Here is a 15,414-nt window from a genome sequence, read left to right as displayed (position 1 = left end):
AGGGTGTTCTCTATTCTGGCCGGTTACAGCGTCACCCGGGCAGTCATGCCCGGAATGAGCCCCGCAATTTCCTTCTGCGGGCGCAGGTGGATTTCAAGAGTCTTGATGTCAAAGTCACCCTTCTGATTGGTAGCGCGCCAGGTGGCAAAGTCCGCCATCGCGGCGATCTGGGTCACCTTGAAAGGGTGTCGCTCAGGGCCCAAAGCTGGAATGACTACCTCCATCATCTGATTCTTCCTAATCGAGGCCATCTGGTCCTCGCGTACCTGCAGGATCACCCAAACATCCTTCGGATCGACCAGCGTGAAGATCGGATAACCGGCGGCGACGATCTCGCCAGGATCGCTGATCCGTTTGAAAACCTCACCATCCAAGGGGCTTTTGATCAGGGTCTCATCTTGATAGGCCAGCGCCTCGGCCAACCCCTGCTCGGCTTGATGATAGAGCGCCTCGGCAGCCTGTATCTCCTCACTGCGCACGCCTTTGAGCACCATCTGGTATCGGGCGTGGGCGGCATCGAGCTGTTCCTTCGCTGCCTTGTACTGGAATTCGACTTGATCGTGCTCCTGAGTCGAGATGACGCTGTCGCGATAGACGGAGCTGATGCGGTTCCAGGTCTTTTCCGCGAGCTCGAACTGATGCCTGGCGGTCTCATAACCCTTGGCGGCCTGTTCCTTCTCCTCGGGGCGGGCGCCATGACGCGCCATCTCCCATTTGGCCCGGGCGGCGGCCATCTGGGCGCGGGCTTGCTCCACCTTGGCGTCGATTTCCCGGCTCTGCAGCCGCGCCAGCACCTGTCCGCGCCGTACCGGCGATCCTTCCTGCACAAAAATAGAGTCCATCCGTCCTGGGAGCTTGGAGGCAACGTCCACTTCGGTGCATTCAACCTGGCCGGTCAGAACGACTTTGTTCGCCGTAAAAGCGCGGATGACCAGGGTCATGGCCGCGATCAGGGCGATCATCGCCGGGACCAGTAATATGGATTTGGCATTTGATTTCATACAATTTCCTCCAGCCGGCGCACCGGCGCTTGATGGTGTTTTAATCGACCTGCTTGTTCCGGTTCCAGACTTTCAGTAGGGCTTCGGGTTTGCCGGCGGCGATATAGATGTCGGCCAGGGCGGAGTAATAGGCCTGCAATGAGCTCAGTCGTTCCATGCGGATGCGCTCCTGCGAGAGGCGGGCGTCCACCACCTCCAGAGAGGTGCCTAAACCCGATTGGAAGCGTTTGTCATTGAGACGTAGATTCTCGTCCGCCAGAGCCAGGGTGGTGGCGAGCTTTTCATAACGAGAGCGGGCATTGGCTGCATCCCGCCATGCCTTTTGCACCCACAGATCCACCTGCTGCCGGGCATCCTTCTGAATATGCTCGACCTCGCGCTCAAGATGAACCGATTGCTGGAGCGCATGCATCCTTTTCAGGCCGTTAAAAAGGGTCCAGTTGGCTTGGATCCCGACAACCCAGCGCGGTTCCAGTGCCGATAGATACTCCGGATAGAGCTCATACTTGCCGAAACCGGCCACCTCCGGAAGCAGTTCGGAGCGGGCGACCGCATAGTTTTGCCGGGCTGCGCGCTGTTTCATCGCTACCAGATGCAACAGGGGCTGGTTCTCCTGCGCTGAATAGATGAGCGCGTCGAGCGAGTCACCGGCGGCAGTGTAAGCAAGGGTATCCGCAGCCAATAAAACAGATGCGGACTCCAGACCCAGGGTATGGGCGAGGGCGATGCGTGCCAGGTCGAGCTTGTTCTGGTCATCGAGGAGGTTGCGTTCCGCATCGGCCACCGCTACCTCTGCCCGCAACAGGTGATAGCGGGGGATGAGGCCTTCCTCAAAGAGACGCTGGGCATCCAGGCGGTGGCGTTTCATGCCCTCGAGCACGTCGGCGCGCGTGGCGACTACCTGCTGGAGCAGGGCGACAGCAAAATAGTCGTTGGCCGCCTGCTTGAAAACCTGGTTGCGGACTTGGATCAGCTCGGCCGCCGCGGCTTCCTCCTCGGCCGCAGCATATTTCTTGGCGGCGATCAGCTTGCCGCCGACAAAGAGCGGCTGCACCCCGACCAGCGCGGCACTCGGATAATCCTGCTTCTTCAGGGTTTCCGAAAAGGGCGGCAGCAAGCCGTCCAGAGCGCCATAATACTGTCCATTCAAGGCCTGGCGCTGCGCCGCGCTCAAGGGCGCTTTGCCCTGCAGCAGCGAATAGATGTTGGTCATCTCGGTCTGATTCCCGGCTTGAATCGTGATGATCGCCTCCCGAATGGGATCGAGGTCGATTGCCAAAGGCGCATCGAGGTGCCGGTAACTGGCCTCGACCTTGGCCGTGGGCAAAAAGTTGCCCCAGGCGGCCTTGTTCGCCTGTTTTTTCTGTTTGAGGCGCTCTTCATACTGGCGGATCTTTTCGTTGCCCCGCAGCGCGGTATCGACCGCTTCCGCAAGGGTCATCGACTGCGCCAGGGCCAGCGCCGGAAGCAACAGGGCAACCAGTAGCAGGCGGATTTTCGGTGTTGAACGGGACATGGCAGTCTCCAAATTATTAATGAATATCTGTTCATTATTGATCAAAGGGCATGGCCGCGGGGTTCTGGAAACGCTTCCGTCATTACGTCAAGCCATGCGAAGGCGGAGTGATCAGGATGCCCTCACGTACGATGCTTTTCACCTGCTGGCAGATGCTTTGCAGCGAGATCTGTTCGGGATTTTGGGCCCATTGGTGGATAAGGTAGCGGATACCCCCGAAGAAGAAGAGCCGGATGATCCTGAGATCGATGTTCTTACGGAAAACCCCCCGCTCAGTCCCTTCGATCAGGATCTCCTGGGCGAGCTCCAGAAAGCGATCATAATAGGGGAGAAAGGCATTGTCTTGATTTAGCAGCAGATGGTTCTGCTCGTTGACGAAGACCAGGGCCAGGGCGGGCTTGTTAAGGAAGAGTTCGAAGACATGGTCGATGAGCCGGTCCAGTTTTTGCACAGGCTCCAGGTCGAGCCGCAGCGTCAGAATTTCGATCTCTGCCGCCAGGCGCTTCCAGAGATCATGAAAGATACGGTTAAGGATCTCCTCCTTGCTGGCGAAATAGAGATAGACGCTGCCGGTTGCTACGCCTGCCCGCTCGGCAATGGTGAACATCCGGGTCTTGTGATAGCCGTTCTCGGAGAAAAGCTGAACGGCCGCCTGGAGTATATCCTGTTCCTTGTTGCCTTCCTTGGTGCGCATGGTACTCGATTTTTAAAAATGAATATTGATTCACTAATCAATATACGATACTTTTATTACAAATACAAGTTTTTTTGCTGAAATTGAGGATGTTTTTTCGTATCTTTGCTTGGGATGAAACGGCCGGAACGCCTCCTGGTGTCTGGTGACATTCCGCCTCTTCCGATGAAAGGATCAAACCATGAATCGTGTGTGCTCCCGCCTCTCGCTGGCAGCTGGGATGATCTCCGCCCTCGCCGCGGCAGCGTTCAGTTTTGAGAAACTCCCGGATGGCCTCCTTTTCACCCTGGACAAAAGGCTGGCATCGGGTACGGCCCGCCTCAAAATCGAGGTTTGCGGTGATCAGCTCATCCGCGTCGTGGCCTCTCCCGCCGATACCTTTTCAGCCCGTCCCAGTCTGATGCGCATCGCTTTCGATGCCGGGACTCCGAGCTGGAACATCAGAGACAAAGGGGTCTATGTGGAGTTGACCACCGCCAAGCTGCGGGTTCGGGTCCACAAGACCACTGGCGCGGTCTCGTTCTATGACCGCAAGGGCTCGCTTCTTCTCGCCGAGCGCACCAACGGCCGCCGCTTCACCCCGGCGGTGGTTATGGAAGAGCAGGCCGACCACATCCAGCAGCTCTTTCACTCCCCGGCTGATGAGGCCTTTTACGGCCTCGGCGAGCAACAAAACGACATGATGAATTACAAGGGGCAGGATGTCGATCTCTTCCAGCTTAACATCCTCGATGTCAATCCCTTCCTGGTATCGAGCCGGAATTACGGCATCCTCTGGGACAATACCTCCCAGACTCGCTTCGGCGACTGCCGCGATTTTCAATCGCTCTCCGGTCTCAAACTCTACGACAAGAACGGCACCTTGGGAGGCCTCACCGCTGAATATTTCCGGACGGCGGGTTTTCAGGATCTCTTTACGGCGCGCACCGAGCCGCGTATCGAGCATGAGTTCATCGATGTCAATGATCCCTATCCTGATGGATTTCGGGAAAATGTCGCCAGCGTTCGTTATTCCGGCCAGATCGAAGCCGCGGAGAGTGGTGAGTTCAAATTCCGCCTTTATGCCTCCGGCTTTTATAAAATGTGGCTGAATGGAGATCTGGTCGCCGATGGCTACCGGCAGAACTGGCTGCCATGGACGACTCTGCCACGTCTGCAGATGTCCGCGGGCAAGCGCTATGACCTCCGAATCGAATGGATTCCGATGGGCGGTTACATCGGCCTCAAATTTCTGCCGTTGGACCGGGATACCCCGCCCAATACGCTTTCGCTCTGGTCGCAGATTGGCGATCAGATTGACTATTACTTCGTCCATGGCGGCAGCTTCGATGAGGTCATCCATGGCTACCGCACCCTCACCGGCAAGGCCCCGATGATGCCCAAATGGGCACTGGGCCTCTGGCAGAGCCGCCAACGCTACACCTCGCAGGAGGAACTCCTTTCCGTGGTCAAGGAGTTTCGCGCCCGCAAGATTCCCTTCGACAATATCGTCCTCGACTGGTTCTACTGGAAAGAGGATCAATGGGGCAGCCATGAGTTCGACCCGAGCCGCTTCCCCGATCCCAAGGGGATGGTGGACGAGCTCCACAACGACCTGCATGCACAGATCATGATTTCGGTCTGGCCCAAGTTCTACGTCGGCACCGAACATTACAACGAGTTCGCCGCCCATCCCGGCTGGCTCTATATGCGCAATGTTCTGGTCAAAGAGCGCGACTGGGTGGGCCCGGGCTACACCTGCTCGTTCTACGATCCCTACCGCGACGAGGCCCGCAAGCTCTTCTGGGACCAGATCAACGAACATCTCTTCAGCAAGGGCTTCGATGCCTGGTGGCTTGATGCTACGGAACCAGACATCCATAGTAACCTCTCTCTCGAGGAGACGCGGCGGCGCATCGGCCCGACCGGCCTGGGTTCTTCCTCGCGCTATCTCAACAGCTACACCCTGGTCCATTCGGGCGGCATCTACGAAAATCAGCGCAAGACCCGGCCCAACCAGCGGGTTTTCATCCTTACCCGTTCGGTCTTCGCCGGGCAGCAGCGTTATGCCGCCGCCACCTGGAGCGGCGATATCGTCACGCGCTGGTATGACCTCAAGGCGCAGATCTCCGCCGGGCTCAATTTCAATCTCTCCGGTGTACCCTGGTGGACCATGGATATCGGCGGCTTCTCGGTCGAACCGCGTTTCGAACGCAACGTCAAACCCGAAGATCTCGAGGAGTGGCGCGAGCTCAATGCCCGCTGGTTCCAGTTCGGGACCTTTGTGCCTCTGCTACGGGTGCATGGCGAATTTCCCTACCGGGAGATATGGAACATCGCCCCCACCGGGCATCCCGCTTACCAGGCTATGCTGGCTTATGACGAGCTGCGCTATCGCCTGCTGCCCTATATCTACTCTATGGCTGCGGAGGTGACCTTCAAGGACTATACCTTCATGCGCGCTCTGGTTATGGATTTCCCGAAGGACCAGAAGGTGCGATCGATCGGCGACCAGTACCTGTTCGGTCCGGCGATTCTGGTCAACCCGGTCACGACCTACAAGGCCCGCGCCCGTGCCCTCTATCTGCCTGCCGGCACCGGATGGTATCGCCTCCAGACCGGCGAATTTGCGGCCGGCGGGCGGGAAATCGTCGCCGAAGCGCCGCTGGGCGATATCCCGCTCTATGTCCGCGAGGGGTCGATCATCCCCTTCGGGCCGCCTGTGCAATACGTTATGGAAAAGCCTCCCGATCCCATCCGCCTCTACGTCTATACCGGCCGCGACGGCGCCTTCACTCTTTACGAGGATGAAGGGGTCAATTACAATTACGAGAAAGGGCAGTACGCGACTATCCCGGTCACCTGGTCGGAAAAGGAGCGCAAGCTGACGCTGGGCGCGCGCCAGGGAGAATTCCCCGGCATGCTCCGGGAGCGCACCTTTGAAGTGGTCTGGGTGAGTCGGCAGAAACCGTCCGGACTCGATTTTACCGCTGCGCCCGCGGCCCGAGTGCCCTATACCGGTGCCCCTGTCACTGTACGGATGCAATAGGAAGAGCGCAGCCACGCGGGAAGGGAGGGCGTGGCTGCTGGACACTCGTCCTTCAAGGTATTTTAATTTTATCAGGAGTGTCTATGACCTGTAATCAGAGTCTGGTGGCCCTTAGGATGGCGGTTTCCCTTATGGCCTTGGCGACGATCTGCATGCAGTGTTCCGCCCCTGGACCGTCCCCGCGGAGGATCGAGCGCTTCACCCGAGACTGGAAGTTCAAGCTGGGGGATCTCCCTGGCGCCCAGGAACCCGGTTTCGCCGACAGTGACTGGCGAACCCTGAACCTGCCCCACGACTGGAGCATCGAGGGGGCGTTCAGCAAGGATAACCCCGCTACGACCGACGGCGGCGCCCTGCCCGGCGGCATCGGATGGTACCGCAAAACCTTCACGCTGCTGCAGGCGGACATGGGCCGTAGCGCTTTCATTGATTTCGACGGCGTGTACCGCAACAGTGAGGTATGGATTAACGGCCATTACCTTGGCAAGCGGCCCTACGGGTACAGTTCCTTCCGGTATGAACTCACACCGTGGCTGAAATTCGGTGGTGCCGCGAATGTCCTCGCGGTGCGTGTCGACAACTCGAAGCAGCCCAATTCGCGCTGGTATTCCGGCTCGGGGATCTACCGCAATGTCTGGCTGACCCTCACCGGCCGGGTCTATGTTGATCACTGGGGCACCTGCATCACTACGCCGGAAGTCTCGGCGCAGCAGGCGGTGATTTCCCTGCAGATCCGGGTTCGCAATGACCGCGAGACTTCGCAGCAGGTGACGGTCATGACCGAGGTTTTCGATCCCGCTGGCCGCCGGGTGGCTGCTCTGCGCAATGCGATAAGTGTGCCCCCGGGAGCCGTTGAACCAATATCAGGGAACGTCACCGTGACGCAGCCGGCCTTGTGGTCGGTCGAAAAGCCGGTGCTCTATCGTGCGGTGACCCGGGTGCTGGCTGAAAACCGGGAGGAGGACCGGTACGAGACCCCCTTTGGCATCCGCACCATCGCTTTCGACCTGGAGAAAGGCTTCGCCCTCAACGGGGTGGCGATGAAGCTGCTGGGGGTCTGCAACCATCACGATCTCGGCTGCCTCGGGGCGGCGATCAACGAGCGCGCCCTCGAGCGTCAGCTCGAGCTGCTCAAGGCGATGGGCTGCAATGCCATCCGTACCTCCCACAATCCACCGGCGCCGGAATTGCTCGACCTTTGCGACCGCATGGGCTTACTGGTTATGGACGAGGCCTACGATATGTGGAAGCTGCCCAAGAATCCCTACGATTATCACCTCGATTGGGATGCATGGCACCGCCGTGATCTCGAGGATCTGATACGGCGTGACCGCAACCATCCTTGCGTGGTGCTCTGGAGCATAGGCAACGAGATTCCCGAACAGTGGGATGACAGCGGCATCGAGATGGCCAAAGAGCTGGCTGCAATCGTCCGCGATCTCGATCCTACCCGACCGATCACCTCGGCCTGCAACGACCCCTCGCCGCAGAATCGCATCATCCGCTCGGGCGCTCTGGATGTCGTCGGCCGCAACTATCACGAGCAAGATCTGCGAACCTTCCCCCAGGATTATCCGGGACTGAAACTAGTCGCCAGCGAAACCAACTCCGCCATCGCCACCCGTGGCGCGTATGACATGCCCTCCGATTCCGTGCGGATCTGGCCGATTGCCTGGAACAAACGGGGGCCGATGAATCCCGATCTCACCTGCTCGGCTTACGACAACTGCCGCGTCCCCTGGGGGGCCACCCATGCTGATAACTGGCGGATCGTGCGCGAGTATCCCTATGTCTCCGGCATGTTTATCTGGACCGGTTTCGATTATCTCGGCGAGCCGACGCCCTATCCCTGGCCGGCGCGCAGCTCCTACTTCGGCCTGATCGATCTGGCCGGTTTCCCCAAGGATGGCTACTATTTTTATCAGGCCGAATGGACCAGCCGGCCTATGCTGCATCTCTTCCCGCATTGGAACTGGCAATCCGGCCAGGTGATCGATGTTTGGGCCTACACCAACCAGGGTGCGGTGGAGCTGTTCCTCAACGGTCGTTCCCTGGGCAAAAAGGAGAAGACCCGCGATACCTTCCAGCTGGTCTGGCGGGTGCCCTTCGAACCAGGCTTTCTCAAGGCGGTGGCCTATAAGGAGGGCAGCGCAGTGCTCGAGCAGCGTATGCAGACTGCCGGGGCTCCGGCAAAAATAGTCCTGACCGCCGACCGCGATCGCATCAAGGCGGACGGCCGTGATCTTTCGTTCGTGACGGTCGAGGTCGTGGATAGCGCCGGGGTCCTGGCGCCGCGGGCGGACAACCTGGTGCAGTTTTCCCTGCAGGGGCCGGCTGTGATCGCCGGTGTCGATAACGGCCTCCAGACCAGCATGGAGCCCTTCAAGGCGGACCATCGCATGGCGTTCAACGGTAAATGCCTGTGCGTGATCCAGACGCGCGACGAGCCGGGCGTGATCGTTTTAACCGCCCGTTCGGAAGGCTTGCAGGAGGCGGTGCTGCAGATCATCAGCGAATAGGTAGTGGGATCACTTGATCAGGAGCATTTTCCGGGTTGCAGCGAGGGGGCCTGCCTCCAGTCTACAGAGATAGAGGCCGCTGCTGAGACAGCTGGCATCAAACGCGATGCGGTACACACCAGCTTGCTGCCGGGTGCCAGCGAGCAATTGAGCGACCTCTCGCCCGCTCAGGTCCAGGATCCGCAGCCTCACCTCTATCTCATGGGGTAGACGATAAGAGATCATGGTCCGGGCGTTGAAGGGATTCGGATAATTGGGGCCGAGTTCGAAATGGTCCGGCGTTAGGGGGGGTGCGGATTCGACGCGGTTCACGGCGCGGCTAATGAGCACATACTGCACCGACAACGGCGGTGAGGTGTAGCGGATCCCGCCGTTGGTGTCGTAAGCCCGGGCGAGTATCTTTTCCAGCCCCTCAACCGGTCCCCAGGCTGCTCCCGATGGGCCGGCGTCGTTCACCACGACCTTTTGCGCCCATTGCTCGCTGGTCTCTCCGACGAGCGAGTAGAGGTAGTATTGGCCGCCTGGGGAGAAATCTTGCGGCGAGAGCTGGATGATCTGTTCGGTGGCGCCCTTGTTGACGGTCACCACGCCCAGCTCGCCGGAGGCGAAGGTAGTGGCGTACGAGAGCACATCGCTGCTGCCGGCCACAGCTGATTTGATGCTGTGGTTGCCGGTGAAACGCTGCAGGTAGTAGAGATAGTAAAAGTCGGGACGCGGGCTCCAGGCTGGAATGGCCGGGTTGGCGCCCTTGTAGAACATCCCGCCGGATTCCCAATGAACCAGCAGCCAGCGGGCCGACAGGCCGAACTGGTTCTGGATCATCTCGCAGCTGAGCACGACGGCCTGCATGCCGTTCGCGATGGAGGTCACGGCCTGGGGATGATCGACCATATTCCACTCCGTCAGGGCGACCGGTCTGCTGAAGGCCTGTTTCCGGGCGATATCCTGGCGGATGAAGGTTATGTTTTTGTTGATCTCGCTGCGCGCCAGATCGATCTGGCTCCTGGCCTTGCTGACCCCGGTGCTGCCGAAATAATTGTGCATCACATAAAAATCCGCACTCCCACCGACTTCCCGGAAAAACCCTTCATTCCAGGTTCGGTCCGCGACATTCCAGCTGGTCGTGCCGTCATAGTGGAGGATCTGACCGCCGATGTAAATGGTTTCATCCATTTCGGCCGCCGCGGCCCGCATGGAATCAGCGAAAATTCTAAAGTGGCGTCCATAGATCTCGCCGGTGATGATTTTGGGTTGGCCGTCCCGGTTGCGGGTGGTATCAATCTGCCAGCCGGCTTCCCACGGCCCGGCGTTCTCATTACCGATCTCCCAGAATTTGGTGCGACCTTCATCATGGCGGACCCAGTCGGCAGCCAGATGGGCGGCGCGCTCCACCGGTTTATCACCAAGGCCGTAGCGGGCATAGCCATAGTTGACGGTGATCAATCCCTGGGTTGCGTTGACCTGATCGCGCATGGAATAATAGTTATCCAGAGTCGTGGTCCAGCTGTTCGCACCGAACTGAGGGGAGAGGGGGATCGCTGCGCCATTGTTGGCGCCGTCGGGGATGGTGGCAGGCAGGTCGCCTGGATCGCCATTCCAAAAAAAGATATCGCCCCAGCTGCCGCCGGGATAGCGGATGAGGGTGGGGGAGAGCTCCTGGATATGGCCGATAAGCACCTTGTTCATCACGTCATTGCCTACCCAGGCCGCCAGGGCATTGCCAAAGATGTACGGGGAAACCTTGCCAAGCGTATCCATGGTGCTGATGGTCACGATCACGTCCGGATTGGCGGGCGGTTTAGCCGCCGCCTGAGAGGGTGGGATCCACGCCGTCCTGGGGGCGAAATCCACGAGAAAACAGTTCTCGGCCGTTTGCGCCGGAAGCAGCGTGGATCCCGCGAGGCCGAGGAAACAAAGCAGGCTTGACATGGTAAGACGCATGGAGACTCCCTGGGGTTGACCGTGCAATTAATAATAGGGCCTGTTGCAGACGCCACAGGCCCTGGGCTGGATGGTGACGGGGGTCAGTTGCCCGCTGTCGTCCCCATGTCGACGCGATAGACCGTCCACTCTTCGCCGGCGGTGTCATCGCCGCAGATCATATAGAGATAAGTCTTACTGCCCCAGGAAAAGTGCTTGCAATATGGATTGAGGATTCCCTTGTAATAATAATCCATCTGGCCGGTGGCGGGAGTATAGCTGAGCAGGGGATCGGCTGCATCGGTTGCGATTATCATGGTACCATCCGAGGCGAAACTGATGGCCTTGAGGCTTCGGCCGGCGAACATGCTGGTTTTGGAGAGATCGAGGACCAGCTCTTGGGCGCCGACGCTGCCCTTGTCGCCAATGGCATGCCGGTAGATCTTGACCGGATCGGCTGCTGTGGCCCGGGCAGCGACGTATACGGCGCCGTTATAGCAGCGGATGGCGAGGATCTCCTGCGTGGCGTAAAAACCGGCTGAGACCGCGGTGGTTGACAGATCCCCGGGAATGACGACCAGATCGGTACGGGTTCCGCCGGCAAAGCAGTATCCGGTTTCGCTGAAATCAAGGAATTTCACCACTTTTCCCGATGGGAGGTTCACCCAGCGAGCGATGGTTCCAGTGGAGAGGTCAACCCGGTCGATGGCCCTGTTGTTTCCGGCCAGATAGAGATTGCCGTCCCCTCCGATGCTGGCGTCGTAGGGGACGCGCAGGGCGGAGGCGATGTTGGTCTTGTCGCCGCTAGGGGTGATTTTTTGGATATAACGGGTGTTGGTCTCAACTACATAGAGATTCTCGCGGGCATCCACGACAACCACTGCCAGCGGCAGATCCTCGTTGAACAGGCCATAGCGGCCGACGACCGCGTCGATCCTGTAAGGCTGGGCATATTTGGCCGTGGCCATCGCCTTATTGGAGACCACCTTGACCTGACAGGCCTCGTTGGCCAGTTTGGGTCGGCGCACCTTAATGACGGTGTCGGAGAACTCGACAACATCCGCCTTGACATCATCGAAGTAGATGCCATTATAGAGATAGCGGTAACTGGTATCCTTGTCCGAGCTCTTGACGATCAGGGTATCAATCGCGCCGGTGAAATTAGCGCCATGAATGGTGATATAATTCACGCCCGCAACCGCGGCTGCCGGATCGATCGATGAAATCGAGACGGCGGCGGTAGCAGGCGCGGGCTCCTCCCACTTGGGCTCGGCGACATCAAATTCGCAACCGGTCAGCAAAAGTCCGGCAGCCGCCAGCAGGAGCGTGACGAGGGTTAAGATACAGCAAGGTTTCATCATGGTATTCTCCTTGGCCTTGATTACAGTGAGATCCGGGCGGTCATGCGCTGGACGTTATCGAAGACCCCGTAGGGGGTATAGGCGTAATCAAAGGCGAAGCCTGATTTATAGACGCCGAGTCCGAACGAAAAGCCACTGTTCTCATCGCTGGCGGTGACATAGCCGCCGCGCAGGGCGATCATGTTCATGATCCGGTAATCCAATCCGACCTTGAGCTGCTCGGGATGGTCCCGGTAATGGCTTGCATCGATGCTCATCACCAGGGACTGGTTATACGGGACCTCATGAAAAAGATCCATCAGATTCATCGAGATCCCGAGGGTGAAAACCAGGGGCAGCTGGAACTGCTCATAGACATATTGAATTTCCTTGGAGAAGTTACGCACCGACATGCCGAAGACGAGGCTCTTAACGCCGGTCTTGAACTGGGTGCCAAAGTCGAAGACCAGGGGCGTGAGGCGGTTGGTGCCTGTAGCCGTCGAGTCCTCATAGCCGATGATGGCGTGATTCGAATCATCATAGATCGGGATGTGTTTGGATTCGTTGGGAATCCGGCTCTCTCCGAGATCCTGATGGGCCATACGGATTTGCCCACCGACGCTGAAGCGGTCGGTAAGCGCCCTGGCGTAGCCGAGACCCACGGCATAGGCATTGAGATCGAAAAGGCCGGTCTCTTCGTAGCCTTTGAGGTTGGCAGGATCCTTGCTGACCACTGTGCCAATGAAGCTCCCAAAATCGGCATACTGCAGACTCAGTCCGACCACGCCGTATTTGCCATTGGCCGGATTGAGTGCCAGGCCCACCGTATAGTGCCGGATATCAGCGATCCACTCGTTATTGCTGAGCGATAGGTCGGCGCGCCTTTCCATATTCGCCATCCCTGCCGGATTGAAAAAGAGGGCGCTGGAGCCCAACGGCAGGCTGGTCATTGCGCCGGCCATGGCGGCGCCCTGGGCGTCAGAGACGACACTCAGGAATTTGAAACTGGTCTGCGCCAGTTTCTGGTTATCCTGGGCATTTCCACCGACCGAGGCGAGCAGGACCAGGATACTTCCGAAAAGGCGAATTGCGGTTATTTTTTTCATCGATCTGCTCCCGTTATCGAATAATTACGAATTTGCGGAATGTCGACTGTCCGGCGCTGAAGATTTTGTCGCCTTTGTGATAGAGCACTTCACCCTGTTTATAGATCGTCTTGAGATTCTCGTCCGTGATGTCGTAGCGCGCAATGCGGTCGTCGGTTGCATAGGTATCCTCAGTCACCTCGACATAGAGGATGTAGATGCCGCTGACGACGATCTGGTTAGAGGAGGTCTTGGAGTCCCACGGCTCATCCCCGGAGCCATTGTTGTGCACGGTTTCCCAGATCAGGGTGCCGTCGTCGCTGAAGATTTTGAGCTTGCATTTGGGTGGGATCCCATAAAACATGATCCGATCATAAGGCCCGACCTCGCCGAATTGCCATTTGCGGGAGCGGATATCGTAGGGATTGGGGACAACGCGCACCTCGGCGAGGAGATCGCCTGATGGGCGGAGCAGATTGGCAGAAACCGAGGTCATCGTCAGGAACATGCTGCTGTAAAGCGGCACGCCCGGTTTGACGTCGTTCTGCGTCCCGTCATCCTTGGATTGAATAAAGTAGTAATAATTGAAGCCGCGGGTTGCGGAGGTGTCGTCAAAGCTGTGGGTCACATGGGCGGCATCGCATTCAAAGATCTTTTCATAGACCGCGCGGTAGTCCTTGACCAGCCCCTCAGAGCGGTAGATCACATAGCCGTTGAAGTGGGGGGTCTTGTCGGCGTTGTCGGCCCAGGTCAGGCTGATGGCATCGCCACCGGAGGCGACGGTGAAGGAGGCCGGCGCCGGCGGGGGCTGGGGGATTTTGTAGCCGGAGCGGAAATTGGCGCGGGCGTTCTTATACGTCTGTAGAATGGAATCGACACCCGAAAAGACCCAGGCCTTCTGGTATTCCGAGACGTTGGTCGTAGTGTTGCCATCCGGCTTGATGAGGGTCGGTGCCCCGGTCCCGGCGAAGTACTGATACCAGTTGGCCCCCACCTCGCGGCATTTTTCCCAAGCCAGACCATTGACGCCTTCGGCGAAGACGATGCGGATGCTGTCGCCGGGGGCCAGGGTATAGGGGCCGAAGCCCTGGCCATACATGCCGCCGGAGGGATGCAGGGGATCCGTGTTCAGCCAGTCGGCGTAGTAGCGTCCATCACCGACGGCCTCCCATAGCGACTTTTGCAGGTGGCCTTCGGTCATCTCCGCCCAGCGCAGCTTCATTGCGGTTTCGTCATACTGGCTTTGCGGGTTGGTTGTTGTTGAACCGTCGGCATTGAAATAGTTCACGGTCGCAGGTTGATTGTAGTCGTCGATGTTGAACAGGGCGCCGGATCCCTTGGAAGCGAGCAGGGTTACGCAGCCAGCAAATTTGGCGGCACCGAGGAGACCGTCGAGGTTGAGTCCGCCGCCGGTCTGCTTCGGGCAGCCCCAGTCGTAGTCATAGCCGAGACTGGTCACGGCGTTGCGGGTGCCATAACTTCCCTTCAGCGGGCTGTAGAAGGCATAAAAACCGCGGAGGCTGTCCGGGCGGGAGCGGTAGGGGGGTCCGAAGTCGTGGGCTACCGTGCTGGAGCCCCATTCCATTCCGAAATCGCCCCATGCCGAACTGTAACCATTCGAGCAGACCCCATTCATCGCATATCGGTAGCTGAAATAGACCCAAAAGTTCTTGAGCGTCTGGGCGTTGATTTCACCCTTGGTATTATAAATGCCGGTATTCTTGAAAACGTAGTCGTGGATGAAATAGGTGTCATGGTTTTGCTGGACAAAGCCGAGAACTTTTTTGATGACCGACACCCCCATGGAGGTGTTATAACGGATGACCACCATCCGGTCGCTGGGGAGGTTGGGGTCGATTTCGTCCAGGGCATCATAAAGGGTATTGGAAGAGCCGTTCTGGTTGTCGACGATGACTTTCGGGGGTTGTTCGCGGCCGATCAGCTTGATGCTGGTCGAAAAAATCATCGCCGCCTGGTTGTCCGCGTCATAACGCGGTCCGGAGCCGATCACCTTGACCGATTTGGTCTTTTTCTCGACGGGGTCATAAAAATCGCTCGCCCCTATCCAGACCGCTTTCGCGCGGGTGGCATACTGGTTATCTCCATACTGGGCGGGCCAGGCGAGAAAATTGGTCGTCGTGAAAGGATAAAGTTCGCACTCGTTTCCGAAATCCATGAAAAAGCATTGCAGCTGGCCGACTCGGATCCACCGGAGGTCCTGGGCCGTTGTACGATCGATACTGCCGGCCCCTAACAGGGTACTAATGGCCAGCAGCAGGGGCAAGCGTCTCATTTTCTTTTTATTCATCGT

At 58.4% G+C, this 15,414-nt stretch carries 9 protein-coding genes; 2 read left to right on the top strand and 7 right to left on the bottom strand.

Annotated features, from left to right (window positions below; translation table 11 throughout):
- Positions 1–23: 23 nt before the first annotated feature.
- From PLH32_10030 to PLH32_10020, 3 genes are all read right to left on the bottom strand, one after another.
- Entirely contained in the window at positions 24–1,001 is a 978-nt protein-coding gene (locus PLH32_10030; protein HQJ64936.1) for an efflux RND transporter periplasmic adaptor subunit, read from the bottom strand.
- Positions 1,002–1,041: 40 nt separating this feature from the next.
- A complete protein-coding gene (locus PLH32_10025; protein HQJ64935.1) occupies positions 1,042–2,517 on the bottom strand; it encodes a TolC family protein in 1,476 nt (491 codons plus the stop codon).
- Positions 2,518–2,599: 82 nt separating this feature from the next.
- Positions 2,600–3,211: a TetR/AcrR family transcriptional regulator gene (locus tag PLH32_10020; GenBank protein HQJ64934.1), complete on the bottom strand. Its 612-nt coding sequence runs from the start codon at positions 3,209–3,211 to the stop codon at positions 2,600–2,602.
- Positions 3,212–3,392: 181 nt separating this feature from the next.
- Here PLH32_10020 and PLH32_10015 point away from each other — a divergent pair, with 181 nt between their 5' ends.
- Complete coding sequence (locus PLH32_10015) at positions 3,393–6,239, top strand: glycoside hydrolase family 31 protein (GenBank protein ID HQJ64933.1); 2,847 nt, start codon at positions 3,393–3,395, stop codon at positions 6,237–6,239.
- An 83-nt stretch (positions 6,240–6,322) separates the two neighbouring features.
- Positions 6,323–8,758 (top strand): beta-galactosidase GalB, encoded by a 2,436-nt coding sequence (galB, locus tag PLH32_10010; protein ID HQJ64932.1) that lies wholly within the window; start codon positions 6,323–6,325, stop codon positions 8,756–8,758.
- Between the two features lie 9 nt (positions 8,759–8,767).
- Here the strand turns inward: galB and PLH32_10005 are convergent, their stop codons facing one another.
- From PLH32_10005 to PLH32_09990, 4 genes are all read right to left on the bottom strand, one after another.
- Positions 8,768–10,699 carry a T9SS type A sorting domain-containing protein gene (locus PLH32_10005; GenBank protein HQJ64931.1) on the bottom strand — a complete coding sequence of 644 codons (1,932 nt, stop codon included), beginning with the start codon at positions 10,697–10,699 and terminating at the stop codon, positions 8,768–8,770.
- An 83-nt stretch (positions 10,700–10,782) separates the two neighbouring features.
- On the bottom strand, positions 10,783–12,039 hold the full coding sequence (locus PLH32_10000; GenBank protein HQJ64930.1) for a hypothetical protein: 1,257 nt from the start codon (positions 12,037–12,039) through the stop codon (positions 10,783–10,785).
- Between the two features lie 20 nt (positions 12,040–12,059).
- The gene (locus tag PLH32_09995) at positions 12,060–13,124 is read right to left on the bottom strand and encodes a PorV/PorQ family protein (GenBank protein HQJ64929.1); all 1,065 of its coding nucleotides are present in this window, start codon (positions 13,122–13,124) and stop codon (positions 12,060–12,062) included.
- 13 nt (positions 13,125–13,137) lie between these two features.
- Positions 13,138–15,411: a hypothetical protein gene (locus PLH32_09990; protein HQJ64928.1), complete on the bottom strand. Its 2,274-nt coding sequence runs from the start codon at positions 15,409–15,411 to the stop codon at positions 13,138–13,140.
- Positions 15,412–15,414 lie beyond the last annotated feature (3 nt).

The organism is bacterium (assembly GCA_035419245.1).
Classification (GTDB): domain Bacteria; phylum Zhuqueibacterota; class Zhuqueibacteria; order Residuimicrobiales; family Residuimicrobiaceae; genus JAKPUX01.
Note: the sequence above shows the minus strand (reverse complement) of the source record. Positions and strands in the feature narration are given on the sequence as shown.

Coding starts and splice junctions, on each gene's coding strand:
- PLH32_10000 (HQJ64930.1), bottom strand. CDS start 12,039: ATGATGAAACCTTGCTGTATCTTAACCCTCGTCACGCTCCTGCTGGCG.
- PLH32_09995 (HQJ64929.1), bottom strand. CDS start 13,124: ATGAAAAAAATAACCGCAATTCGCCTTTTCGGAAGTATCCTGGTCCTG.
- PLH32_10025 (HQJ64935.1), bottom strand. CDS start 2,517: ATGTCCCGTTCAACACCGAAAATCCGCCTGCTACTGGTTGCCCTGTTG.
- PLH32_10005 (HQJ64931.1), bottom strand. CDS start 10,699: ATGCGTCTTACCATGTCAAGCCTGCTTTGTTTCCTCGGCCTCGCGGGA.
- PLH32_10030 (HQJ64936.1), bottom strand. CDS start 1,001: ATGAAATCAAATGCCAAATCCATATTACTGGTCCCGGCGATGATCGCC.
- PLH32_09990 (HQJ64928.1), bottom strand. CDS start 15,411: ATGAATAAAAAGAAAATGAGACGCTTGCCCCTGCTGCTGGCCATTAGT.
- PLH32_10015 (HQJ64933.1), top strand. CDS start 3,393: ATGAATCGTGTGTGCTCCCGCCTCTCGCTGGCAGCTGGGATGATCTCC.
- PLH32_10020 (HQJ64934.1), bottom strand. CDS start 3,211: ATGCGCACCAAGGAAGGCAACAAGGAACAGGATATACTCCAGGCGGCC.
- galB (HQJ64932.1), top strand. CDS start 6,323: ATGACCTGTAATCAGAGTCTGGTGGCCCTTAGGATGGCGGTTTCCCTT.